Annotated in this window: 23 protein-coding genes and 1 other annotated feature; all 23 genes read right to left on the bottom strand. The window is 49.5% G+C overall.

Going from position 1 to position 24,249, the window contains the following annotated elements; translation table 11 throughout:
• Complete coding sequence (locus GVY42_RS01345; RefSeq protein ID WP_201302239.1) at nt 1-1,083, bottom strand: carbamoyl phosphate synthase small subunit; 1,083 nt, start codon at nt 1,081-1,083, stop codon at nt 1-3.
• Nucleotides 1,061-2,341, bottom strand: coding sequence for a dihydroorotase (locus GVY42_RS01340; protein WP_159562061.1), 1,281 nt, complete (start codon nt 2,339-2,341; stop codon nt 1,061-1,063). The genes GVY42_RS01345 and GVY42_RS01340 overlap by 23 nt, the downstream gene beginning before the upstream one ends.
• Nucleotides 2,338-3,243, bottom strand: a complete 906-nt coding sequence (locus GVY42_RS01335) for an aspartate carbamoyltransferase catalytic subunit (RefSeq protein ID WP_159563628.1) — start codon at nt 3,241-3,243, stop codon at nt 2,338-2,340. Before GVY42_RS01335 ends, GVY42_RS01340 begins: the two co-directional genes overlap by 4 nt.
• 139 nt (nt 3,244-3,382) lie before the next feature.
• Nucleotides 3,383-4,687: a uracil-xanthine permease family protein gene (locus tag GVY42_RS01330; RefSeq protein WP_015881324.1), complete on the bottom strand. Its 1,305-nt coding sequence runs from the start codon at nt 4,685-4,687 to the stop codon at nt 3,383-3,385.
• Nucleotides 4,688-4,735: 48 nt separating this feature from the next.
• Nucleotides 4,736-5,314: a bifunctional pyr operon transcriptional regulator/uracil phosphoribosyltransferase PyrR gene (gene pyrR / locus GVY42_RS01325; protein ID WP_230872797.1), complete on the bottom strand. Its 579-nt coding sequence runs from the start codon at nt 5,312-5,314 to the stop codon at nt 4,736-4,738.
• A gap of 154 nt (nt 5,315-5,468) precedes the next feature.
• Complete coding sequence (locus tag GVY42_RS01320) at nt 5,469-6,380, bottom strand: RluA family pseudouridine synthase (RefSeq protein ID WP_159562060.1); 912 nt, start codon at nt 6,378-6,380, stop codon at nt 5,469-5,471.
• Nucleotides 6,380-6,853 carry a signal peptidase II gene (gene lspA / locus GVY42_RS01315; protein ID WP_015881321.1) on the bottom strand — a complete coding sequence of 158 codons (474 nt, stop codon included), beginning with the start codon at nt 6,851-6,853 and terminating at the stop codon, nt 6,380-6,382. Before lspA ends, GVY42_RS01320 begins: the two co-directional genes overlap by 1 nt.
• A gap of 57 nt (nt 6,854-6,910) precedes the next feature.
• On the bottom strand, nt 6,911-9,637 hold the full coding sequence (ileS, locus tag GVY42_RS01310; RefSeq protein WP_159562059.1) for an isoleucine--tRNA ligase: 2,727 nt from the start codon (nt 9,635-9,637) through the stop codon (nt 6,911-6,913).
• A gap of 52 nt (nt 9,638-9,689) precedes the next feature.
• Nucleotides 9,690-9,909: a binding site (T-box leader), on the bottom strand.
• Between the two features lie 3 nt (nt 9,910-9,912).
• A complete protein-coding gene (locus GVY42_RS01305; protein ID WP_074037318.1) occupies nt 9,913-10,461 on the bottom strand; it encodes a DivIVA domain-containing protein in 549 nt (182 codons plus the stop codon).
• A gap of 18 nt (nt 10,462-10,479) precedes the next feature.
• Nucleotides 10,480-11,250 carry an RNA-binding protein gene (locus GVY42_RS01300; protein ID WP_078146656.1) on the bottom strand — a complete coding sequence of 257 codons (771 nt, stop codon included), beginning with the start codon at nt 11,248-11,250 and terminating at the stop codon, nt 10,480-10,482.
• Nucleotides 11,251-11,253: 3 nt separating this feature from the next.
• Nucleotides 11,254-11,523 carry a YggT family protein gene (locus tag GVY42_RS01295; RefSeq protein ID WP_015881317.1) on the bottom strand — a complete coding sequence of 90 codons (270 nt, stop codon included), beginning with the start codon at nt 11,521-11,523 and terminating at the stop codon, nt 11,254-11,256.
• A 4-nt stretch (nt 11,524-11,527) separates the two neighbouring features.
• Complete coding sequence (locus GVY42_RS01290; protein WP_078146655.1) at nt 11,528-11,998, bottom strand: cell division protein SepF; 471 nt, start codon at nt 11,996-11,998, stop codon at nt 11,528-11,530.
• 23 nt (nt 11,999-12,021) lie between these two features.
• Nucleotides 12,022-12,675 carry a YggS family pyridoxal phosphate-dependent enzyme gene (locus GVY42_RS01285; RefSeq protein ID WP_159562058.1) on the bottom strand — a complete coding sequence of 218 codons (654 nt, stop codon included), beginning with the start codon at nt 12,673-12,675 and terminating at the stop codon, nt 12,022-12,024.
• A complete protein-coding gene (gene pgeF / locus GVY42_RS01280) occupies nt 12,672-13,433 on the bottom strand; it encodes a peptidoglycan editing factor PgeF (protein WP_159562057.1) in 762 nt (253 codons plus the stop codon). The genes GVY42_RS01285 and pgeF overlap by 4 nt, the downstream gene beginning before the upstream one ends.
• Before the next feature lie 51 nt (nt 13,434-13,484).
• Nucleotides 13,485-14,627 carry a cell division protein FtsZ gene (gene ftsZ / locus GVY42_RS01275; protein WP_015881313.1) on the bottom strand — a complete coding sequence of 381 codons (1,143 nt, stop codon included), beginning with the start codon at nt 14,625-14,627 and terminating at the stop codon, nt 13,485-13,487.
• A 46-nt stretch (nt 14,628-14,673) separates the two neighbouring features.
• Nucleotides 14,674-15,960: a cell division protein FtsA gene (ftsA, locus tag GVY42_RS01270; protein ID WP_159562056.1), complete on the bottom strand. Its 1,287-nt coding sequence runs from the start codon at nt 15,958-15,960 to the stop codon at nt 14,674-14,676.
• A 227-nt stretch (nt 15,961-16,187) separates the two neighbouring features.
• Entirely contained in the window at nt 16,188-16,958 is a 771-nt protein-coding gene (locus tag GVY42_RS01265; protein WP_159562055.1) for a cell division protein FtsQ/DivIB, read from the bottom strand.
• Between the two features lie 14 nt (nt 16,959-16,972).
• The gene (gene murG, locus GVY42_RS01260) at nt 16,973-18,049 is read right to left on the bottom strand and encodes an undecaprenyldiphospho-muramoylpentapeptide beta-N-acetylglucosaminyltransferase (RefSeq protein ID WP_159562054.1); all 1,077 of its coding nucleotides are present in this window, start codon (nt 18,047-18,049) and stop codon (nt 16,973-16,975) included.
• Complete coding sequence (gene murD / locus GVY42_RS01255) at nt 18,046-19,383, bottom strand: UDP-N-acetylmuramoyl-L-alanine--D-glutamate ligase (protein WP_159562053.1); 1,338 nt, start codon at nt 19,381-19,383, stop codon at nt 18,046-18,048. The genes murG and murD overlap by 4 nt, the downstream gene beginning before the upstream one ends.
• Nucleotides 19,384-19,396: 13 nt before the next feature.
• Nucleotides 19,397-20,356, bottom strand: coding sequence for a phospho-N-acetylmuramoyl-pentapeptide-transferase (gene mraY, locus GVY42_RS01250; protein WP_074037332.1), 960 nt, complete (start codon nt 20,354-20,356; stop codon nt 19,397-19,399).
• A 21-nt stretch (nt 20,357-20,377) separates the two neighbouring features.
• The gene (murF, locus tag GVY42_RS01245; RefSeq protein ID WP_159562052.1) at nt 20,378-21,682 is read right to left on the bottom strand and encodes a UDP-N-acetylmuramoyl-tripeptide--D-alanyl-D-alanine ligase; all 1,305 of its coding nucleotides are present in this window, start codon (nt 21,680-21,682) and stop codon (nt 20,378-20,380) included.
• Nucleotides 21,683-21,739: 57 nt separating this feature from the next.
• The gene (locus GVY42_RS01240) at nt 21,740-23,887 is read right to left on the bottom strand and encodes a penicillin-binding protein (RefSeq protein ID WP_159562051.1); all 2,148 of its coding nucleotides are present in this window, start codon (nt 23,885-23,887) and stop codon (nt 21,740-21,742) included.
• Nucleotides 23,887-24,249, bottom strand: coding sequence for a cell division protein FtsL (ftsL, locus tag GVY42_RS01235; protein WP_015881305.1), 363 nt, complete (start codon nt 24,247-24,249; stop codon nt 23,887-23,889). Before ftsL ends, GVY42_RS01240 begins: the two co-directional genes overlap by 1 nt.

Genomic DNA, 24,249 nt, shown 5'->3' with positions numbered 1-24,249 from the left:
TCAAATTCCCACTTTCTGTTTGTTTTCTTGTACGAGTTGCATGAATCGGTCAAATAAGTCGTTGGCGTCGAACGGTCCCGGTGCTGCCTCCGGATGATACTGTACCGAGAAGGTCGGGTGATGGAGATGTCTTACCCCTTCGATCGTTCCGTCATTGACCGCACGGTGTGTGACGATGAGCGGTGTATCGAGCAGTGACGTTTCCTCAACCGCATATCCATGGTTTTGAGAGGTGATGGTCACGGCACCGGTCTCAAGCTCGAGCACCGGATGATTCGCGCCACGATGTCCGAACGGAAGCTTGAATGTGTTCGCACCGTTTGCGAGAGCAATCAGTTGGTGACCGAGACAAATCCCGAACATCGGTGTCGTCGGCATCAGTTGCTCGATGAGCGGCAGTGCCGTCGGAACGTCTTTAGGATCTCCTGGTCCATTTGACAACATGATGCCGTCCGGCTCATACCGTAATACGTCCTCTGCCGTCGCATCGTGTGGGAAGACGACGACCTCACAATCTCGTTTCATCAACTCGCGCATGATTCCAAGCTTCGCCCCGAAGTCGATCAAAGCAATGCGAGGGCCAGCTCCCGTACTCACATATGTCCGCTTCGTCGATACGCGTGCGACTTGATCGTTCGGCGATTCTTCATCAAAACGGGTTCGTACCTCGTCCCACGTCAACTCTCCATCGATGAGGACACCGCGCATGACCCCTTTCGCTCGTAAATGACGTGTCAACATCCGTGTATCGATATCCGAAAGTCCCGGAATGCCGAAGCGGGTGAGTGTCGCATCGAGTGTCGCCGTTGAACGGAAGTTCGATGGCGTATCGCATGCTTCTTTCACGATTAACGCTTTTGCCATCGGAATCGTCGTTTCAAAATCCTCACGATTGACACCATAGTTCCCGATCAATGGGTTCGTCAGTACAATCATTTGGTCGCAGTATGATGGATCTGATAAGATTTCTTGGTATCCTGTCATACCTGTCTGGAAAACGACTTCCCCCATCGTATCAGCCGGTGCCCCGAATCCTTTACCGACAAAATTCATTCCATCCTCAAGCCATAATGTTCGTTTCATCAAATCGCCCCTTATATACAATTTCGCCGCCGACCATCGTCATGACCGGCCATCCAACAAGCTCTTTCCCTGCGAACGGTGTATTCTTTCCTTTTGAGTAAAATGTCGTAGGATCGACCGTGCGAGACGTTTCCGTATCGATGAGAATCAGGTCCGCATCCACCCCAACTTTCAATTCTCCTCTCGATAAACCGAATACGTCACTCGGACGTTTCGTCATCCAGTCGAGCAACTGATGCTCCTCCATGACGCCAGTTTTTACAAACGTCGTGTACAGAAGTGGAAGGGCAGTCTCGAAGCCGGTAATTCCAAACGGAGCCCGCTCTATCCCTTGTGCTTTTTCTTCTACTGTATGGGGGGCATGGTCCGTTGCGATCATATCGATCGCCCCGTCAAACAATCCCTCAATGAGGGCCTGTCGATCATCCTCGCTTCGGAGCGGTGGGTTCATCTTGAAGTTTGCATCGAGCCCAGGGATATCGTCCTCGCTCAAGACAAGATGATGCGGCGTCACTTCTGCGGTCACGTGGATGCCGGCTCGTTTCGCATCCCGAATGACACGAACCGATTGGCGGGATGAGACGTGACAGACATGATAATGACACCCTGTCTCTTCAGCAATCAAAACGTCGCGAGCGATATGGATGCTCTCCGCAAGGCTCGGAATTCCTTGAATGCCATGCGCCTCACTGAATTTGCCCTCGTGGACCGACCCGGCCTTTAACGTATTGTCCTCACAGTGGGCGACGACCGCTTTGTTCAATCGTTTCGCTTCACGCATGGCTTGTCGCATCATCGCCGCCGATTGGACACCGACCCCATCATCCGTGAAGGCGAAGGCATCTGCGAGCGATTCCATGTCGACCTGTTCTTCCCCGAGCTGTCGTTTCGTGATGGCGGCGTAAGGTAACACACGTACGACCGCATCTTGCTCGATTTTTTGAAGGAGGACGTCCATTGTTTCGCGATTGTCAGGAACCGGTCTCGTGTTCGGCATCGAGCAGATGGTCGTAAATCCTCCTGCCGCTGCCGCCATCGTCCCCGTCTGAATCGTCTCTTTCGCCTCGCCCCCTGGTTCACGCAAGTGGACGTGGACATCGACGAGTCCTGGTGCGAGTAGATAGCCTGATGCATCGAGGACTTCTTGTCCCTCGGTCTCCCCTTTATAGTCGAGTGATTTTATCTTTCCGTCTTTCACTTGAATGGATGTCGTACGCTTCGTTCCCTTGTCATACCATGTCGCGTTTTGAAGTATCATTGTTGTCCTCCTAATGCTCGATTTAAGATGCTCATCCGGGCATACACCCCATTCTTCATTTGCGGGAAGATGCGTGACCGTTCATGCTCGATCAGACTTCCCGCAATCTCCACATCCCGATTGACCGGAGCCGGGTGCATGATGATGGCGCCTGCCTTCATTCGCTCGACGCGTTCGACCGTCAAACCGAACTGTGTGTGATACTCTTCTTTCGAGAAGACGTCTCCCATGATATGGCGCTCGTGTTGTACACGGAGCAACATGATGACGTCACATTCGCCTAAGATGTCATCGAGTTCTTTTCGCTCTAGCCCCATCGAATCGTCCCACCAAGAGGCAGGACTACAACCGACCACGTTTGCTCCGAGGCGCTTCAAGACGCTTGCGTTGGAGCGAGCGACCCGACTATGGACGAGGTCACCACAGATGGCGACGTTCAATCCTTGGAACGTTCCGAACTCTTCAAAGATGGTAACGAGGTCGAGCAACGATTGAGATGGATGTTCCCCGCTCCCGTCCCCTCCGTTCAACACCGGGATATTCAACTTTTCGATGAGTTCGTGATAATAGCCTGCTTCCGGATGTCGAATGACGAGTGCATCCACACCGATGGCTTCGAGCGTTTTACACGTATCGTATAGCGTCTCGCCTTTCGTGACCGATGACGTCGTCACATCGAACGGAATCTCCTGCATGTTCAAGTGGCGTTCGGCCATTTGAAACGAGTTTTTCGTACGTGTCGAGTTTTCAAAGAACAGGTTCGCTACGGTCTTCCCGTCAAACAGAGGAGGAAGATCTCCTTGCTTGTAGCGCAATGATTCTTCAATCATGCCCATGATCTCTTCAAGGGAAAGTGTGTCCAAACTGACGAAGTGTTTGACCGGTTTCACGTTTGTTTGCATCGTATTCAATGTTCGTCTCCTCCTTTTATTAGAGGCAAAGAGAAAAGGCGTCTCTTCACCGATGTGAAGGGACGCCTTTATCTGGGCAGGGTACACCCAAATAAACGAGCCTTCACTTTGCCGACCTCACGGGATCGAATTAAAAGTTACTTGCTTGTTTCGTTTCTTCAGTTGTATTGACTTCGACTGCTGTGTCGTCTTCTTCATGCGGTAAGATGGCGTTCAACAAAATGCCGACGACAGTCGCGAGTGCCATGCCTTGTACCGGGAAGCTCCCGATTTGAACCATCGCACCCCCGAGTCCGATGACGAGGATGACCGACGAGATGATCAAGTTGCGTTTTTCTGCCAAGTCAACTTTGCTCTCCACCATCGTCCGTAATCCGTTCGAGGCGATGACACCGAACAAGAGGATCGAGATTCCACCTTTGACCGGGTTCGGGATGGTCGAGATGAACGCTTCGATATGACCGAGGAATCCGAAGCTGATGGCCATGAGTGCTGCGCCAGCGATGACGTAGACACTGTAGACTCGGGTGATGGCCATGACGCCGTTGTTCTCACCGTAAGTCGTACATGGTGGTCCACCGAGTGCAGAGGCGACGGCTTTTCCCACTCCGTCTCCGAGTAGCGTGCGATGGAGACCTGGATCTTTCATCGTTTCTCGTCCGATAATTTTTGACGTGACCATCTGATCTCCGATGTGCTCCGTCATCGTGACGAGTGCGACCGGAACGATGGCGAGAAGGGCACCGACTTGCCACATCGGCATGTAGTCGACGAACACCATCGTGAAGTCAGGAAGTTGGAACAGGCTGGCTTGTTGAATCGGCGAATAATCAATGATGCCGAATGCCGCTGCGACTGCGTATCCTCCCACGATTCCAAAGAGGATTGGGACCGCTCCCCAAACACCTTTCAGTTTCGTCATGGCAAGCATCGTGATTCCAAGTGTAAGCAGGGCAATCGTCATGAACGTCCCGTTATAGGCACCATCTTGATTCATCGACATATCGATGGCGACCGGTGCGAGCGAGAGTCCGATGACCATGATGACCGGTCCAACGACAACCGGTGGGAGCAGTCGGAGCAACCAGTTGACGCCTGTCTTATAGATGATCAAGGAGACGACACCGTACACAGACCCTGCGACGATTCCGCCGAAGAGTGCGGCTTCGACACCCCATTGCTGGCTGACCGCTATGATCGGGGCGATGTAGGCAAAACTTGAACCTAAGTATGTTGGGACTTTGAAGCGGGTAATCGCTAAGAATGAGAGCGTGGCCACACCGGAAGCGACGAGGGCGACCGATGTATTTAATCCTGTCAAAATCGGGACTAAAATCGTCGCTCCGAACATGGCGAAGACGTGTTGAAGGCTGAATAATAGCCATTGTGGAAAGTGAGCTGGACGCTCGTGGATGTGTAGAACAGGTTGTTTCATATTGAATTCTCCTTCCTGGCCTCTCTGGACCACCTTAAAGGTATGAGTTTATTGCTGATGGATCGTGACTTCATCCGCCGTGTCGACTTCACTGAGTCTCACAACGACTTGCTCGGACTTGGACGTCGGAACGTTCTTTCCGATAAAATCTGGTCGAATCGGGAGTTCCCGATGGCCTCGGTCAATCAAGACAGCAAGTTGGATGTAATCCGGACGACCATGGTCGACAAGCGCGTCCATTGCGGCACGAACTGTACGACCTGTGTAAAGGACATCATCGACGAGGACGACGGTCTTTCCATTGATATCATGGGGTAGTTCCGTCGCTTTGACTTCAGGGTCTAACGACTTCTTCGATAGATCGTCGCGATACAAGGTGATGTCGAGATTGCCGAGTGCGACCGGCTTGCCTTCAATCTCCTCGATTCGGCGAGCGAGTCGGTCAGCGAGCGTCTCACCTCTCGTCTTGATTCCGACGAGGACGACGTCATCGATTCCTTTGTTTCGCTCGATGATTTCGTGTGCGATTCGGGTCAAAGCACGACGGATTGCTGACTCATCTAAAATGACTGATTGTTTCACGTGATTCCTCCTTCCAAGCTTCACTAAAAAAGAAGACTCCCTCATCCGGCTGGAAAGGGAGTCTTCATCAAAAACGGCATACGAATGCCGGGGTTGAATGGACGTACATGTGACCGCGGTCACAATCCTTTCACAGCCTCTCTGGACTGGGTTTAAAGGTGTTATGCTTCCTAGACTATAAATCGGAACGTGACAGAAGTCAACGAGTTTTCTCGATTTTATCTAATTTTGCGAGTTCCGCATTAAAGTCTTCTGGTAATGGTGCCTCAAACTCCATCCATTCTTTCGTACGTGGATGGTGGAATCCGATTGTTGCCGCATGGAGCGCTTGACCGCCCAAATCAATCGTGCGGCGTGGACCATATTTCGGGTCACCGGCGAGCGGATGACCGATATAACGCATATGAACGCGAATCTGATGCGTGCGTCCAGTCTCTAATTTACACTCCACGAGCGTGAAGTCTTTATAACGTTCGAGTAAACGGAAGTGCGTCACGGCTTCTTTTGCGTTCCGGTCCGTCACGGTCATTCGCTGACGATCGTTCGTATCGCGACCAATCGGTGCTTCAATCGTTCCAAGTTCGTGGACGAGTTCGCCATGGACGAGCGCGATATACTCGCGTTTGATGGTCTTGTCCTTCAACTGGCTCGCCAGCGATTCATGGGCCAAGTCATTTTTGGCGACCATGAGAAGACCCGTCGTGTCCTTATCAATCCGATGGACGATTCCTGGACGTTTGACACCGTTGATACCCGAGAGGTCATCACAATGATAAAGTAGCGCATTGACGAGCGTCCCTGACGTGTGTCCGGCTGCAGGGTGAACGACCATCCCGCGTGCCTTGTTGACGACGATGACGTCCTCGTCTTCAAAGACGATCTCGAGCGGGATGTCTTCAGGCAACACTTCGAGTTCGACCGCTTCCGGCACGTTCACTTCCACTTCATCCCCCACTTGAAGCTTGTAGTTCGCTTTCACGGCACTACCGTTGACGAGGAGGGCTCCCGTCTTGATCCATTCCTGTACTTGAGAGCGTGACCATTCACCACGGTCACTGACCCACTTATCAATCCTTGCCTTTTCATCGGCGACAAAAGTATACGATTCCATTACGATTGTCCCCTTTCTTTGTGTAATTTTTCTTCAAATAAAATCCCGATGACCATCAAGATGACACCAAACGTGAGTGCCATATCAGCCACGTTAAAAATCGGGAAGTTGTATCCGAACGGATACGTATCGACAAAGTCGACGACTTCGCCACGGAACAAGCGATCAATAAAGTTACCGATGGCACCGGCCAACAGTAATCCGACACTATATCCGAGGAGTTGATAGCCGTTCACCTCTTTGTGCAAGAAGTAAACGAGTCCGGCAACGACGAGTATGGTGATGATAAAGAAGAACGCCATCTGTCCTTCTAACATCCCCCAAGCCGCTCCTTTATTGCGGTAGGACGTCCAGTATAACAAGTTCGGGATGACTTCAATCGATTGACCAATTGTCATCGTTTGAACGACTACCCATTTTGTGAGTTGATCGATCAAAATCAAGATGAGCGCCAATCCATAATATCGTTTCATATGCGTCTCCTTTCAAGCCGTTAAGAAACCGGAGTGGGGACGCCACTCCGGTTCGTCTTAACCGATTACTGATGCACAGCGTGGGCAAAGCTCTGGATGCTCTTCGTTTTGTCCAAGCTCTGTCGAGTATGTCCAACAACGTGCACAAGCGGCTCCATCCGCTTTCATGACTGTGATTTTCGTCGTCGCATAATCGACGTCTGCCGTCTCAGCCCACTCCACTTGCGATACTTGAAGCAGTTGGCTGACATTGTCGATCGTGTTCAACAAGTCGGCAGTCTCTGCTTTTGGTGCGAGAATCAACTTCGCTTCGAGCGGTTTCCCGATCAACTTTTCTCCACGTGCGATTTCAATCGCTTTGAGGACGTCGTCGCGGAAGACGAGGAACTTCGACCACTTCTCGAGTAATGCCGTTTCGTCTCCTGTGAGCGCGCTCACTTCTTCTAAATCCGTCAAGAAGATGCTTGCTTCTGACTTTCCAGGCACTTCTTTCCATGCCTCATCGGCAGTGTGTGGAAGGATTGGAGCCAATAGTTTCGTCAAGAGGACGACGGCATCGTACATGACCGTCTGAACGGCACGACGACGGAGATCGTCTTCACGTTCGATATATAGGATATCTTTTGTGAAGTCGAGGTAGAACGATGACAACTCGTTGACACAGAAGTTATGAACGAGGTGATACACGGCCATAAAGTCAAACTCATCATATGCTTTGACAACTTTTGTCTGCAATTGTTTGAGCTTCGTCGCCATGAAGCGGTCCGCTTCCGGCATATCGTCGAATGCGACACGCATCGATGGCTCGAACCCGTTCAAGTTCCCGAGTAAGAAGCGAATCGTGTTACGCATCTTCCGGTAAACTTCTGACACCTGTTTGAAGTTATCGTGTGACGCACGTACGTCCGACTGGTAATCGACGGATGCGACCCAAAGGCGTACGATCTCTGCGCCATACTGCTTCACAAGATCGTTCGGTGCAATCGTGTTACCGAGCGATTTCGACATTTTGCGTCCGTCCCCATCGAGGACGAATCCGTGACTCAAGACATTCCGGTACGGTGCTTTCCCAGTCGTCGCAACGGCCGTCGAGAGTGACGAGTTGAACCAACCACGATATTGGTCCGATCCTTCAAGGTAAAGGTCAGCCGGACGACGAAGGTTTTCGCGTTCTTCTAATACACCAGCGTGTGAAGAACCTGAATCGAACCAGACGTCCATGATGTCGAGCTCTTTACGGAATTCACCGTTCGGACTGTTCGGGTGAGTGAACCCTGCAGGGAGAAGGTCTTTCGCTTCACGCTCATACCAAACGTTTGAACCGTGCTCACGGAATAAGTTGGCGATGTGGTCGATTGTCTCGTTCGTGATGATTTCCGTTCCATCTTCCGCATAGAAGATTGGGATTGGAACTCCCCAGGCACGCTGACGGCTGATGACCCAATCTCCACGGTCACGGACCATGTTGTAGAGACGTGTCATTCCCCATTCAGGGACCCAGTTCACTTCCTCGATCTCACGGAGCATGTCTTCACGGAAATCTTTGATGGACGCGAACCATTGTGGTGTCGCACGGAAGATGACCGGCTTCTTCGTACGCCAGTCATGCGGGTACGAGTGTTTGATGAACTTCAAGTTGAGCAAGTAGCCGTTCTCTTCAAGCTTCATACCAATTTGTTTGTTCGCATCTTCGTAGAAGAGACCTTCGAAACCAGGGGCTTCATCTGTCATATAGCCACGGTCATCCACCGGGCAAAGGACGTCTAATCCGTAAGCCTGTCCGACGCGATAGTCGTCTTCCCCGTGTCCAGGTGCTGTGTGTACGAGTCCAGTCGCATCCGCAGTGACGTGGTCGCCAAGGATGACGAGTGACGTCCGGTCATACAATGGATGTTGGGCCGTCATGTACTCGAAGTCACGTCCGTTCCAAGACCCACTCACTGTGTAATCCGTCCATCCGAGCGCTGCCGTCACTTCTTCAACGAGCGTTTCCGCGACGATATAGCCTTTTCCTTCATGTTCGATACGCGTGTAAGTCAACTCATCACTTACCGCGATTCCAAGGTTCGCCGGGATTGTCCAAGGCGTCGTCGTCCAGATGACGAAGTGATCGTCTGACGTCAACGTATCTTTACCGTCCACGACACGGAACGCCACGTAGATAGCCGGTGATTTTTTATCGTAATATTCAATCTCTGCTTCCGCGAGTGCCGACTCGGAAGATGGTGACCAATAAACCGGTTTTTTCCCTTTGTAGATATAACCCTTCTCAGCCATCGACCCGAACAAACGAATCTGTGCCGCTTCGTATTCAGGAAGGAGCGTGATGTATGGGTTCTCAAAGTCTGCGAGAAGACCGAGACGTTTGAATTGTTCGCGTTGCGAGTTCACTTGCTCCATCGCATATTCTGCACACTTTTCACGGAATTCCGCGACTGTCATTTCCTTACGATTGACGCCTGCTTTTTGAAGGGCGTTCTCGATTGGAAGACCGTGCGTGTCCCATCCTGGAATCATTGGAGACTGATAGCCGTTCATCCCTTTGAAACGAACGATGATGTCTTTCAATACTTTGTTCATCGCGTGTCCCATGTGGATGTCACCGTTCGCATATGGAGGTCCATCATGTAAGATATATTGTGGTTTCCCAGCATTTTTTTCTTGTACCTTGTTGTAAAGGTCCATATCTTCCCATTCTGTTTGCATCGCTGGCTCGCGCTTTGGTAAATTCCCACGCATCGCGAATTCTGTGTTTGGCATTAATAGCGTGTCTTTGTAGTTCATCGAAACTCCTCCATCAACATTTTTTAGAAAACAAAAAAACCAACCCATCCCTGATAGGGACGAGTTGGTTGACTCGCGGTACCACCCTACTAGTCTCATCATCATGAGACCGCTCTCGGTAACCGATAACGAGGTCAGGCGGTCACGCTTACTTCAGTTCAGCGTGACGACTCATAGGGGATACCGATTCAAGTCTTTCTCCTAGGCTCTCACCGTCCCTAAGTCGCTTCGTAGGTATGACTCGATCGACGCGTCCTACTCAACGTGTTGATCATTTATCCGTGTTGTTCTTCATTACGTGTGACTTCGTCGTCATTATACGCAAGTTCTGTTCTATCGTCAAGAACCGTCTGCACAGGCGGTTCCCCGACAATCGTTTCCCATTCCGTACTGTTGAGAAGTTCCATTTGCGCATCGACGAGGACGCGGAAGCGTGTCCGATACAACTCTACTTTCTTGAGCATTTGAACGACTTCTCGTTCAGCAAGTTGCTCTTTGCGCGCCGCTTCCTCTTCACGAGCGAACGCTTCACGTTCCGCTTGTTTCAAGATGAGACTCGCTTCTTTTTGAGCATTGTTCTTCACTTCTTCCGCCGCTTCCTGCGCGACGATAATCGATTTGTTCAACGTATCTTCCATCGAGGAGAAGTAGTCAATGCGGGCTTGCATATCGTTGACAAGTTCTTCATACCGTCGATTCTCACGAATCAATAGTTCAAACTCTTTAATGATTTGATCTAAAAATTCATTGACCTCATCGATGTCGTACCCACGAAAACGGGAAGAGAATTCTTTATTATGAATATCAATCGGTGTCAACGCCATTCGACTTTCCTCCTAATTTCAACGTATGGTGCCATACTGGATTTTAATTTTTTCACGTTTGGTCGATCCGAGAATCTCCATCAATTTGATGCGACCATATCCACGGACTGATAGTAGATCATCCGGTTCAAGGATGAAGCTCGCGTCTTCAATGACTTTATGATTCACTTTACAGTCGCCATGTTTGACGAGCGCCTGCGCTTTTTGCCGAGAGATGTTAAGCACCTCGCTTGCGACCGTATCAAATCGTAAGGAAGAGACGATGCCGAACCCTTCGATCCATTCGGTCGCAGGGACGACAAGAACCTCGTCTTTTGGCACGGAAGAAATGCGAACTCTCGCTTTTCCGACACGTTCAAGATTCATTTCAATGAACCCGACCGCTTCACGCGTCGTCGCAAATTGTACAATCTCATCGTCAAGAACGACATCTCCGAACTTTTGACGTTTCAGTCCAGCGTTCAGCAATGTTCCTGTCACTTGTCGATGCGTCAAGTCCACGAATTTTGTTGGGTACTCGATTCGACGGATCTCAATCTCAAAATCATCTGGATTGAGTTCATAGTAATCCGGCGCTAAAATCAGACGACGTCGTTCCGCGCCTTCAAATCCGCCATCATCATGAATGACAAGTTGTTTCCCGACGAGTTGTTTGACGATTTGCTGTTCACGTGGGTCTAGAAAATCCGTCAATTTCAACACATAGCTATTCTCCACTTGTTGTACCCAGTCGAGCACTTGTTCAACGAACGCGCGTTCACTTGGTCGATAATGGTCATAGACGCTCATACGTCACCCAAAGATCGCAGCGATTCCGGCTTGGGCCATACGAAGCACGAACAGCGCAACGATTGGGGAGATATCAAGCATACCACCAATCGGTGGGATGATCCGGCGAAACGGCGCCAAGAACGGTTCACACAAAAACGATAAGATTTGACCAAATTTAGATTCGCGTGCGTTCGGGAACCATGATAATAAAATATAGCCGATGAGGACCCAACTATAGATACCAAGTAGATCGCTCAACGTGTTGCCTAAGGCAGGGATTACGTTTTCCATTCAGTTACCACCCTTTACTGTGAAGTTCATCCTCCGATATCAAGTTTGAGATTGAACCAGTCAATTCGACGTTGTTCGGAGTACACAGAATCGTGTTATGTCCAATCGAAGTCATCGATCCCTCAAGGGCGTATACGACACCTGAGAGGAAGTTGACGACTTGACGCGATTGCTCTTTTGACATGCGCTGAAGGTTGACGATGACAGCACGGTTTTCTTTCAAATGATCGCTAATGTCTTGCGCCTCAGCGAACACACGCGGCTCAGCCAATACGACTTTTGAACGGTCTTTCTTTTTCGTATTTAATGCCACGAGATTATTCGCTGATTTTGGACGATCATCCTGTCTGACGACAGATGTTTCGGTTGTAGAAGGAGCTGCTGCATTTGCCACAGTATACTCTTCTTCTTCATATGTGCTGTTCGGATCTTCTTCGAGTCCAAAGAAATCTTTCATTTTGTTTTTGATTGACATAACGGATTCCTCCTTAAGATATATTATTGCACAAGTACGGTACCAATACGAACAAACGATGCGCCTTCTTCAATCGCGATTGGATAATCGTTTGACATCCCCATCGACAGCTCCGTGCATGGTGCGTGTTCAAACGCATTTGCCTTCACTTCATCACGTAGATGACGGAGACGGCGGAACGTTTCACGAAGTGTTGACTCTTCTTCAGTGAATGGTGCCATCGTCATCAGCCCGATGATTCGAATATGAGGATACTGTTTACAGTTCTCGATGAAGGGTACGACTTCCTCTATTTCGAGACCATGTTTTGAATCTTCTCCTGACGTGTTCACTTGAACGAAACAATCGATTGTTCGGCTCGCGCGCTTGTCAATCTCCGCTGCGAGAGACAAGCGGTCGAGCGAATGAATTGCCGCGACGTAATCAATGATTTGTCTCACTTTGCGTGTCTGTAACGTACCGATAAAATGAAATCTTGCATCCTTCGGCATCCCTTCAACCTTCTCGAGTAAAGAATCTGGACGGTTTTCTCCGAAATCACGAATCCCTTCTTCATAAAGGGCATTCGCCACATCGACACCGACCGATTTCGTGACTGCGATGAGTGTCGGTTCTACTTCTTGAACATGTGATGCCATGATGGATTGAACTTTTTTAACATTATCTGAAATACTCACGATTTCCGCTCCTTGACAATGACTGCCGCAAACCGACGTTTCGTCTCTCCATCTCGATAGGAGAAAAACGGGCTGTCCGCGCCAGTCGTTAAATTCGATTGCATGACCTCAGTGTCATGTTCTTTTGCCAATACTTCATTGACGGTTTGGAGGGACAAGAGCGCGTGCTCACCCGACTCGTTTCGCACTGACCGTTCATATGCAATCGGCGAAACATCCCGGACGGCCTGGAGAACACGACCATCGACCTCATAGTCACTTCCTGAGATGGAGGGACCGACGAGCATGTCTACATCGGTCGCCTCGATTCCTTGCTCAGCAAACGCCTGCATCATGGTCTTAACGATGTTTCCGACCGTTCCCTTCCACCCGGCATGAGCGATGCCGATGACCCCATGATCTTTCGCACAGAAGAAGAGCGGTACACAATCAGCAAAGACGAGGGCTAACGGTAACGCGTCTTCGGTTGTGAGAAGCCCATCTGTTTTCGGAATCGCCTCTTCATATCGGAATGCCCCCTTACCTTTGTCCGACGAATCGACGACTTGGACAGTCGTACCATGTACTTGATCCGCCCACACGGAGTCCTCTAACGAGAGCCCGGCTTGTTGAAAGAACTGTTGACGATTTTCGACGACTCGGTCAATTTCATCGCCCACATGCAGTCCGACGTTTCCAGCATTATGTCCGTCCGTTCGTGTCGTCGCGTAAGCATGATAACGGTTTGTTTCGGTTTCCCAAGTATGTAGCAGTTGCATCGGTCTCTCCTTTTAGAAAAAGGGATGCCGAGTACCGGCACCCCTAGTTGTTTAGTTACGGCGTTGTCTCACAAACGCAGGGATGTTGATCGTCTCGTCTGGGACGTCTCCTCCATACACTGGGCGATGGAAGTTCCCTTCGTCTTGTTGAGCCGCTTCATTTGCTTTTGGTTGGGGTTCCTTGTTCTCAACCTCAGGCTGTTTTTTCGGCTGCTGAAGGAACGGGTTCGTTCCTTGTGCTTCTTCAGCGAATTCAGTTGCGATCACGGTAACGATGATTTCATCGTTCAAGTTTTCGTTGATGACCGAACCGAAGATCAAGTTCACTTCTTCATCAGCCGCACTTTGAACGATTTGAGCCGCCTCCGTCACTTCAAACAAGCTAAGGCTAAGTCCACCAGTGATGTTCATCAAGACACCTTTCGCTCCTTCGATTGAAGATTCGAGAAGTGGTGACGAAATAGCTTTCTTCGCTGCTTCAACGGCACGGTTTTCACCTGTCGCGACACCGACACCCATAAGGGCAGACCCTTTCTCCGTCATGATCGTTTTCACGTCCGCGAAGTCGAGGTTAATGAGACCCGGGATGGCGATCAAGTCTGTGATTCCCTGTACACCTTGACGAAGGACGTTATCCGCTTCACGGAACGCTTCGATCATCGGTGTGTTGCGTTCCACGATTTCAAGAAGCTTATCGTTCGGAATCACAATGAGGGTATCTACTTTTTCTTTGAACGCTTGAATACCGTGCTGTGCGTGTTGCATACGTTTCCGTCCTTCAAACATGAACGGTTTTGTCACGACACCGACCGTGAGTGCGCCGATTTCTTTTGAAATCTCGGCGATGACCGGAGCAGCACCTGTTCCCGTTCCGCCACCCATTCCAGCTGTGACGAATACCATATCTGCACCGTCAAGTGCTTCAATCAACTGTTCACGGCTTTCTTCAGCCGCCTTTTTACCGATATCCGGGTTCGCACCTGCACCGAGACCGCGTGTCAATTTTGCACCAAGTTGAAGCTTCACGTCGGCTTTCGACATGTTCAACGCTTGTGCATCCGTGTTGACTGCGATGAACTCGACTCCTTGTACCCCATGTTCAATCATGCGGTTAACGGCGTTTGACCCGCCGCCACCGACTCCAATTACTTTAATTTTTGCTACGGCGTCAATCGCCTCATCAAAGTACATCATTCAGGTATCCCCCTACGTATTTTCCAAGTTGTATTACATCGTCAGCTTAAACGCCAAATAATTTTTCCATCAAACGACTAAATCCTTTTTTCGACTCTTGATCGCTCTCGTATTCGTTCTCTCCTACATGAATATCGGTCGCTTCCGGCTTCGTGTGAAGTGTTTCCCGGCGAACTTCCGGTTTTTCAAGTTGAGATTTCGAAACGTGATGATCACTCATCAAGACATATTTCAATACACCGACGGCTGTCGCGTATTTTGGATGTCTGACACCAATCGACGACGGTTGATACAATCTCGTCTTTTGGCCCATAATGCGAGTCGCCAACTCCTGAATACCCGGTAGAGCAGCTGCCCCACCGCAAAGTAAGTATCCGCCATTCAGCATCGGAACACCTACTTTTTGAACCTTATTCAACATTAGGGTAAACATTTCCTCTATTCTCGCTTCTAAAACGTAGCTAATTTCTGACTGTGGTTCGAACGCCACTTCCCCATTGATGTTCGTGTAGGAGAAACCTTCTGTCTCATCAGCCATTTCTTCAAGAGCGAGACCATATTCTTCTTTCGCCACTTTGGCGTCTTGATATTTACAATTGAGTTTATAGACCAAGTCTCTTGTCATATGATCTCCACCGACCGGGAGGATATACGAGTAGACGAGGTCTCCCCGATAAAATACGGAAACCGTCGTCTTTTCATGTCCGACATCGACGAGCCCGATTCCTAAATCGATTTCATCTACAGAAGCTGCACTCATGCCGAGTGCAAGGTTTCCTAGAATAAAACCTTCGAGTTGTAATCCAGCCCGTTCAATCGAACGACGAATACTATGTAAAATGGTCTTCGACCCGGTCACCATTTTCCCATGCATCTCAAGTCGATAGCCTAACATACCCCGTGGATCGACAACACCTGTTTGTTGATCCACCGTGAATGAAGATGGGATCACATCGATGACACTCATCTCGTCCGGTAATCGCATTACTTGTGCCGAGTTGATGACTTCCATCACGTCTGCGTCGGTAATTTCTTGATCTTCCCGCTTCACGGATGCAATTCCGTGACATGGGGCAATTTGGATATGCTCCCCTTCGATGGCAACGTATACAGATCGAATTTGATCACCTAGCGATGTCTCAGCATGCTCAACGGCCTGTTTGATCGCTTGGACTGTTTTATCGATGTCTACGACAGCGCCACGTTTTACACCCGCAGACGGTGCACACCCTTCTGCCAAAATATTAAGCGTTCCGCCGAGCAATTCACCGACGACGAGCTTAATCTCTGACGTTCCAATATCTAATGCGGCCACATAACCATTCGCTTCCAAAAGGGAAACACCTCCGCTCTATAATTTTCCTGTTCCAATTGCCTGACACGTATACAGATATCCAAAAAAATTGTTGGTTTCGACAAGATATCTCACGTCTAAGTTTACAACAAATAAGATAGTGAGAAAAGGTAGAATCCTACAATTTAAGCGGTTTCGCGTTATCAATTCGTTTACAAACGACAAAAAAACAGCCCTTATGTGTCTAAGGACTGTAATATAACTGATTATTCATTCGTTTTCTCGTATGGAACAAAGTAAAACCCACCATCCATGACGACGGTCCCACGCTCACCTTTCGGGATGTTTTCATAAATTTCTCCATACTTCGATACGGTCTCACTTAACTTCAATGTCGGTGTGAGTAACGTATTGCCGTCGTTCATAAAAATCTCGTATCGCGTCGGCTCATCTTTTCGTTTTGATAAAATCACTTCTGACATACGAGCCCGAGTCGCATCATCCACCCGTTCGAGTTCACTTGCAATCTTTTCAAGTTCTGCTTCCGTGTTGAACTCTCGCAAGAGCGGTCCGTCCTTTAGCTTTTGCGGATCGGTGATGGCTCCGGTCGGATGGAGTGAACCGTCGGCTAACACGACGACATCTCCTTTTTCGGCTTTCGCATAAGCAATCATTTTCTCTTCTGTCACAGAGATATGAACCTTGTTATACCAAGAACGATCGATCTCTACCCGTTTGATACCAGGCAACTTTTCCATCTGTTCACTCATCTTGTTTGGGGAAAGACTGACAAACTTCGTCGATGAATCGAGCTCCATATCCTGAAACACGTACGTTTCTTCTAACCAGTATAGACCCGATACCTTCACTTCTTTCACGTTCGACATCGAAGTCTGCATGTAGACCACGAGTAAGATGAGAATTCCAAACAGTGAGAGTACAGAGAACATCCGACGGTTCGCTTTTTTACGCCGTTGTTTTTTCATGTATGGAATACGGTCTTCGAGACTGCGTACCGTTTGTTGGCTTGGTTCCATCGGGTTCTACTCCTTTATTGAATGACTTCTTCTACCAGGTCGGCCAATGCATCTGACGCGTTCGGGAAACCGAGCGCACGCGATGCGTTCGCCATCTCTTCACGCTGTTCGAGTGCTTGACGAATCGTCTCTACGAGCGAAACACCCGTCAACGCTTCTTCTTTGACAAGGAGGGCCGCCCCGTTCTCGACGAGGGCCGAAGCATTTTTCGTTTGATGGTCAGCTGTCACGTACGGACTTGGGACCAAAATGCTCGGTAAGCCAAGTGCGGTCAATTCTGAAATCGTTGAAGCGCCAGCTCGTGAGATGACGAGTGACGTACAAGCGAGTAGAGATGGCATATCGTACACGTACGGATGAATGTGTACATTGTCAGAGGATGGTGCCTGTTTCGACACCGCATCGAAATGCACTTTCCCTGTGACGTAAAGGACGTTGATCGGCAATTCTGAGAGCGCTGGGATTGCTTCCACGACCGCTCGGTTGATGGCCTCGGCTCCGCGGCTTCCACCATAAACCAAGACAATCGGACGGTCATCTAAACGATACTGTTCGCGGATAGACGCCTCATCGACTTCCGTCTGCAATACTTCGCTACCACGCGGGTTTCCAATCAAGCGAACGTTCGCGCCCGGAAAATGGACATCCGATCCTTTGAACGAGAGGGCGACCCGATCGGCTTTCTTCGATAAGAATTTGTTTGTTAATCCCGGGATACTGTTTTGTTCATGCAGAATCGTGGGGATCCGAAGCTGTTGTGCCGTATAAACGACGGGACCGGATACGAAACCACCCGTGCCAATCACGACGTCCGGTTTAAACGCTGCCATGTCTTTCTTCAATGCCCGAACGGCTTTCAAAAACCAGTAGGCGGTCTTCAGATTCTCGAGTGAAAGCGAACGCTTCAGACCTGCGATTTGAATCGACTTGAACGGGACACCGGCTCGCGGTACGAGATCGGCTTCTAATCCATTCTCCGTTCCAATGTATTGTACCTGTAAATCCGGGTGACGTTTTTGTAGCGTTTCAATCAATGCGAGTGCCGGATAAATATGACCACCGGTACCACCACCAGAAATCATGATTTTCATCGGTTCGCCTCCTCATATGAACGGACGAGTTGAACGAACTGCTCGCCTCGTTCTTCAAACGTTTTAAATTGATCCCAGCTAGCACAGGCGGGTGAGAGTAAGATGACGTCTCCCGTCTCGGATTTCTCAAACGCGAGCGGAACGGCGTCTGCCAACGTCTCGACCGTGAAAGAAGGAATCTGTTGAGACTCGCCGAGCTCTTTAAATCGTTCAGCCGTCTCACCATACGCGACGACAGTTTTTACTTTTGAGAGAGCAGAGGCGAGCGAAGATAAGTCCGCACCGCGTTCGAGACCACCACAAAGCCAAACGATTGGGGCGTCAAACCCCCGTAACGCCGCTTCCGCTGCTACGTTGTTCGTCGCTTTCGAATCATTGTAAACAGCACGTCCGAGCACATCACCGAGACTCTCGGTCCGATGCGCGACGCCACCGAAGTTTCGTAACACACGTTCGATATGCGTACGTGGAATAGCAAATGGTTCCACTAAGAGTAGTGCAGCCAATACATTTTCCACGTTGTGCGCCCCACCTAGTGCCAACTCATTTACTTGCATGATTTTTTCACCACGAACTGTGACCCATCCATCGACGACAGAAGCGTCACCTCGGTCAAAGCTGAACGTAGTTGGTTCAATCTCTCCCGGGACGCGTTTCATCACTTCCGGATCCGTCACTTTCACGACGATTTGGTCTGCATTCGTCATTTGACGGAACAGGTTTCCTTTTGCATCCGCATACGCATCAAAATCCCCATGATAGTCCAGATGGGCTTCCGATAGATTGAGTAGTGCCGCCGAGCGGGGATGGAATGACTCAATCCCCATCAATTGAAAACTCGACAATTCAATCACAATCAAATCGCCCATCTTCGCCTGAGATGCCACTTCAATCGCCGGGAATCCGATGTTTCCCGCAAGATGCACCGGACGTTCCCCACCTTTGAGCAATTCATAGACGAGTGTCGTGGTCGTCGTTTTCCCATTTGAGCCGGTGATGGCAACAATTTCCGCCTCCGTTGCCAAATAAGCAAGTTCCACTTCGGTATAGATTGGGATGTTTCGAGACATCGCTTCTTGAAGCAATGGAATCTGATACGGGATGCCTGGATTTTTGACAATCAACTCTGTCTCATTCAACAGAGCGAGGGGATGTTCGTTAAATACCGATTGAATCCCAAGCGCCTGAATTTTTTCCTGTTCGTCTTCCGGAGGGATATTCCCCGTATTGATCGTCACATCTGCTCCTGCATGATGCAGATATGTCGCCGCTGCAATGCCGCTCTTCGCAGCACCGAGGACAAGAACTTTTTTACCGTGCCATTGCTTTTCCATCTGTCTCACCCTTTTACATGAGTAGTAATGATAAACCTGCTGTAATTAAACTGATGCCTCCGAACGTGAGTACGATGCGCCATTCTGACCACCCGACCATTTCGAAGTGGTGATGGATCGGACTCATCTTGAAGAGTCGTTTCCCCGTCGTTTTAAACGAGATGACTTGCAAGATGACGCTCAACGTCTCGATGACGAAAATGATTCCGACAAAGACGAGAAGCAATTCGAGCTTCAACATCAAAGCGAGTCCAGCGACGGCTCCGCCTAGTGCGAGCGAACCGGTGTCACCCATGAAGATTTTAGCCGGATACTTATTGAAGACTAGGAACCCGATCAAGGCACCGACGACCGCAAACGCGAACCAAGCAATCCCAAGTTCATCTTGTGTAAGGGCGTAAATCCCAAAGAATGTGAACGTCGGGATGGCCGAGAAGGAGACGAGTCCGTCTAATCCATCTGTCAAGTTGACGGCGTTTGAGAATCCGACGAGCCAGAAGATGACGATGGCGATATAGAACCATCCTGTATCGAACGAAATCGACGTGAATGGAATCGAGATCGATGTATCGAGGTCTCCCCCGAGTGACAAGAACCATGCAAACAATACCGATACCACGATTTGACCAATCAACTTCTGAAGGGACGTCAATCCGAGGTTTCGTTTGTTGACGACTTTGATGTAGTCATCTAAGAAACCGATGACACCGAATGCCATCGTAACGAATAGAAGAGACCCGAATCCAGCGACCGCTTCGCCAAAAATGACGGATACGATGAATCCGACAAGGATGGCGAGCAGGATGACGATCCCACCCATCGTCGGTGTACCTGACTTCTTCTGGTGCCAACCTGGACCTTCATCACGAATCTCTTGTCCGAACTTTAATTGACGCAATGCTGGGATGGCTCGCGGCATCACAATCAAGACACTTAATAATGAACTGATTAATACGATTAAACTAATTAACATGTTGCTACCTCACTACTCTATTTATTGAACAAGACGCTCAAGCGCCAGTCCTCGAGATGCCTTTAACAATACCACAGTATCCGGTCGTTGATAATGATGAAGGAGCGCCTTCGCTTCCTCAACCGTCGGGACCATTTTAACGTTCACTCGTGAATCTTGAATCCCATCCGCGATCCATTTTGCCTTGTCTCCGACGAGAATACAATCGGTCACGGGAGATGTCACCGCGCCACCGACTTGTTCGTGTTGCAGTTGTTCATCCATTCCTAACTCGTACATATCTCCAAGGACGAGCACACGCTTCGAGAATCCTTCAAGCGACTTGACCGTCTCAATCGCTGCAATCATCGACGTCGGACTTGCGTTGTAGGCATCGTTAATGAGGTGAGCTTCGCCGAACATCTGTTTTTCCATCCGCATCGATGTCAACTTGATTCGGTCTAGGCCACGTTGAATCATCGCATGATCGAGACCGAACGCAAGTCCACACGCGATTGCATAGGCTGCGTTTCGAATCTGATGGGCACCGAGCACCTTTAGTTCATACAAGTCACCGTTGTATTTAAAGATTGATGCGTCAAATGTCGTTTCGATCACTTCAATTTTCCCATCCGCCGTTTCATCGTATCCGACGCGATAGCCTTGACCGGAAAGAAGTGGCTCATCCGCATCGACGATCAAGCGACCGTCTGCTTTGAGACCGGCCTTGATCTCAAGTTTCGCCTTGGCGATACCTGTCCGTCCGCCGACTTGTTCACCGTGGGACTCCCCGATATTCGTCACAAACGCCACATCAGGCTTGGCGAGTTTTGACAGCGTCTCGATTTGACCGAATCCGTTCATTCCCATCTCTAGGACGGCTACTTCCGTATCCCGTGGCATTCTGAGAACGGTAAGTGGCAAGCCGACGTCCGAGTTGAAGTTACCGGCCGTCTTATGCGTCTTGAACTTCTCCTCGAGCACGACAGCGACCATGTCTTTTGTCGACGTCTTCCCATTCGAGCCTGTAATGGCGACGACGAGCGGATTGATTTCTTCTAAATATCGCGCCGCTGCCGTTTGCAATGCCTCAATCGTCGATTTCACAGGGATGACAACCAGGTTGTCTGGTTGAGGACGACCTTCTTCCCAGAACGTGACAATCGCACCTTTTTCAACGGCCGCCTCGATGTAATCATGACCGTCGACTCGCGCCCCAACGATTGGGACGAAGAGACCCGCCTCGTTTGCATCTCTTGAATCTGTGGCGACCCGTTCGACGAGACGTTCGTCATTTAGATCCATGCCAAACCATGATGCCAATTTTTGAACTGTCAGTTGTTCCATACAAACTTCCTCCTCTTACATAGGAAAAGAGAGCCGCAGCCCTCTTCATCTCGTGCGTTAATTCGACGGTGTCTCCAATTTCACTTTCAAGGAGGCACCTGTTTTGACCGGTTTCCCTTTGCCAATCGATTGCGATGTGACAAATCCGGTACCGTCGATTTCTAAATTTAATTGATAAAGGGTCGCTAAACGTTTTACGTCACGCAACGACCAACCTTTTAATGTAGGCATCGTAAACGACTCGCTCGTTTTTAGCAACAATCGTTCACCGACGACATAAGATTGTCCTTTCACAGGACTCTGCGCAATCACTTCGTCTCCATCACCTAACACGATCGGATTGAAGGAATTCTCCGTCGATGCGTTCACTGCCTCTTCACGGTTTTGACCGATATACGAAGACGTTGTCTTCGTCGAGGCTTCGACTGCTTTTTCTTGTTTTTCAGGCTCGACACTCCGGTAACGTAATGCGACATCCATCACGTCTTTGAAAAGTGGCGCCATGATTCGTGGTCCGGTCGTAGACGAGTCACTGTTCGGTCTGTCCACCGCGATATACATGACAAGTTCCGGATCGTCTTCCGGAGCCATCCCGACGAACGAGTGAATATACTGTCCACTCAAATATTTTCCGTTCTCGGCGATTTGAGCGGTACCGGTCTTTCCGACGACACGATAGTTGTCTAACGCATACAGTTGCCCGGTTCCCACATCGCTATTGACGACACCGTCGAGCGCTTCACGTGTCTTTTTGGCTGTCTCCGCCGTGATCGGTTGACCGACTTCTTTCGGATTGGTCGTCCGAATGGTTTCGCCGGTCTCGCTGTTGACGATTTTCTTGATGAGGTGCGGTTGCTTCATCGTCCCATCCGTTGCGATGGCCGATGTCGCTTGCAAAATTTGCATCGGTGTCACCGCTGTCGATTGTCCCCATGCCGTAATCAAGACGTTCATCGGACTTTCGAAATCGAATTGACTATTGACCTCTCCAGGCAAATCGATTCCTGTCCGCTGATCAAACTTGAAAGCTTTAAAGTAATCTTCATATCGACTGAGACCAAGTCGTTCGTTCGCTAAAATCGAGAATGCGACGTTCGACGAATGCCAGACGCCTTCTACCATAGGAATGGTACCCCATCCCGTAATGTTGTAATCATTGAAGACCGTCTTGCCATATTTGTATGAACCGGATTCATACAGCTCATTCGGATTGTACACGCCTTCGTTGATGGCTGCCGCGAGCGTAAAGATCTTCATCGTCGATCCAGGTTCGAATCGAGACGAAACAGAGAAGTTACTGTACGAAGAAATCTCGCGTGTGTTCGGATCAAACGATGGTCGGTCCGATAGTGCGATGATCTCTCCCGTTTTCGGGTCCATGATGATGGCCGTCGCATGTTTCGGCTCATACAACTCATACAACTCATTCATCTTCGTTTCGAGCAACTGTTGGATTCTGTGGTCGATTGTCAATTGGACGTCCGCCCCGTCTTCCGGTTCAATCTTCAACTGCTCGTCACTCGATATGAGTTCACGACCTGCCAAATCTTTCTCAAATCGATACAGACCGTACGATTCACTTAAAATATCATTCAGAGACTTTTCAATCCCTAATTCACCGACGAGTTCGATACGACCGTTCTGGTCAATTTTCTGGGCATATCCGATTACCGAGGAAGCAAATACTTTGTTCGGGTAATAGCGCTTCGGTTCCTCGACAAACGTGATGCCGTTTAGGTCGAATGCTTCGATCTCTTCTTTTTGTTCTACGGTCAAGTCACGACCGGGAACACCGAACTCGATCTGTCCAAGGTCGGCATTTTGTTCAAGCCGTTTCAATAAATCGGCTTCTGTCATAGGCAGCACGGTCGACAATTGCTTCGCCGCTTCGGCGAACTCATCAGGCATAAGCGTCTTCCCTTTGACCCGCTCACCACCGAGTTTCAAAACGGCAACGAGCCGGTATGATGGAATGTTGATGGCAATCGGTTGACCGAAGCGATCATACACCTCACCCCGTTCCGCTTCTAACGTACTGACCGCTTTCCACCGTTGCTCTTCCGCGAATGCGAGCATGTTCTCCCCTTTGTACGTATGGGTGACGGATAAATAAAGGAACCATCCGACAAAAAATAAAAAGAGCGGGGTGAAGCAGACAATCGCTACCCACGCCACTCTTTTTTTACTCTGTTTTAAAGAATTCATCAATCAATCACCTTGACATTCTTTTCATTGAATTTCATTCCGAGCTTCTCGGCAATCGCATAAATTCTTTCGGGCGAGCTTAATTGGGCGATTTCATACTTTAGTTCTTCGTTTTCTTTTGCAACCCCGTCGACCTGCTGATTGACGGCTGCTGTATCACGCATAATATTATACGCTTCATTGTGCTTCGACACCGTGATGCCACCGAACATGACCACTGAACCAATCATCACTGGATACAGGATCGATTCAAACAAGGTCAACGTGCGTCGTTTTGGAGCAGGTATTGGTCGTTCTTGCGGAATCGGATTTCGATTCGGTGTTACTTGAGGCTGCAACGCCTTACGGGCAGCTTCTGGCAT

The sequence above is a fragment of the Exiguobacterium sp. 8A genome (genome assembly GCF_902506275.1).
Taxonomy (GTDB): Bacteria; Bacillota; Bacilli; order Exiguobacteriales; family Exiguobacteriaceae; genus Exiguobacterium; species Exiguobacterium profundum.
Note: the sequence above shows the minus strand (reverse complement) of the source record. Positions and strands in the feature narration are given on the sequence as shown.

What these genes read in the sequence shown, in the direction of transcription:
- GVY42_RS01345 (WP_201302239.1), bottom strand. Translation starts at nt 1,083, where the DNA reads ATGAAACGAACATTATGGCTTGAGGATGGAATGAATTTTGTCGGTAAA.
- GVY42_RS01340 (WP_159562061.1), bottom strand. Translation starts at nt 2,341, where the DNA reads ATGATACTTCAAAACGCGACATGGTATGACAAGGGAACGAAGCGTACG.
- GVY42_RS01335 (WP_159563628.1), bottom strand. Translation starts at nt 3,243, where the DNA reads ATGCAAACAAACGTGAAACCGGTCAAACACTTCGTCAGTTTGGACACA.
- GVY42_RS01330 (WP_015881324.1), bottom strand. Translation starts at nt 4,687, where the DNA reads ATGAAACAACCTGTTCTACACATCCACGAGCGTCCAGCTCACTTTCCA.
- pyrR (WP_230872797.1), bottom strand. Translation starts at nt 5,314, where the DNA reads ATGAGGGAGTCTTCTTTTTTAGTGAAGCTTGGAAGGAGGAATCACGTG.
- GVY42_RS01320 (WP_159562060.1), bottom strand. Translation starts at nt 6,380, where the DNA reads ATGGAATCGTATACTTTTGTCGCCGATGAAAAGGCAAGGATTGATAAG.
- lspA (WP_015881321.1), bottom strand. Translation starts at nt 6,853, where the DNA reads ATGAAACGATATTATGGATTGGCGCTCATCTTGATTTTGATCGATCAA.
- ileS (WP_159562059.1), bottom strand. Translation starts at nt 9,637, where the DNA reads ATGAACTACAAAGACACGCTATTAATGCCAAACACAGAATTCGCGATG.
- GVY42_RS01305 (WP_074037318.1), bottom strand. Translation starts at nt 10,461, where the DNA reads ATGGCGTTGACACCGATTGATATTCATAATAAAGAATTCTCTTCCCGT.
- GVY42_RS01300 (WP_078146656.1), bottom strand. Translation starts at nt 11,250, where the DNA reads ATGAGCGTCTATGACCATTATCGACCAAGTGAACGCGCGTTCGTTGAA.
- GVY42_RS01295 (WP_015881317.1), bottom strand. Translation starts at nt 11,523, where the DNA reads ATGGAAAACGTAATCCCTGCCTTAGGCAACACGTTGAGCGATCTACTT.
- GVY42_RS01290 (WP_078146655.1), bottom strand. Translation starts at nt 11,998, where the DNA reads ATGTCAATCAAAAACAAAATGAAAGATTTCTTTGGACTCGAAGAAGAT.
- pgeF (WP_159562057.1), bottom strand. Translation starts at nt 13,433, where the DNA reads ATGCAACTGCTACATACTTGGGAAACCGAAACAAACCGTTATCATGCT.
- ftsZ (WP_015881313.1), bottom strand. Translation starts at nt 14,627, where the DNA reads ATGATGTACTTTGATGAGGCGATTGACGCCGTAGCAAAAATTAAAGTA.
- GVY42_RS01265 (WP_159562055.1), bottom strand. Translation starts at nt 16,958, where the DNA reads ATGGAACCAAGCCAACAAACGGTACGCAGTCTCGAAGACCGTATTCCA.
- murG (WP_159562054.1), bottom strand. Translation starts at nt 18,049, where the DNA reads ATGAAAATCATGATTTCTGGTGGTGGTACCGGTGGTCATATTTATCCG.
- murD (WP_159562053.1), bottom strand. Translation starts at nt 19,383, where the DNA reads ATGGAAAAGCAATGGCACGGTAAAAAAGTTCTTGTCCTCGGTGCTGCG.
- mraY (WP_074037332.1), bottom strand. Translation starts at nt 20,356, where the DNA reads ATGTTAATTAGTTTAATCGTATTAATCAGTTCATTATTAAGTGTCTTG.
- murF (WP_159562052.1), bottom strand. Translation starts at nt 21,682, where the DNA reads ATGGAACAACTGACAGTTCAAAAATTGGCATCATGGTTTGGCATGGAT.
- GVY42_RS01240 (WP_159562051.1), bottom strand. Translation starts at nt 23,887, where the DNA reads ATGAATTCTTTAAAACAGAGTAAAAAAAGAGTGGCGTGGGTAGCGATT.
- ftsL (WP_015881305.1), bottom strand. Translation starts at nt 24,249, where the DNA reads ATGCCAGAAGCTGCCCGTAAGGCGTTGCAGCCTCAAGTAACACCGAAT.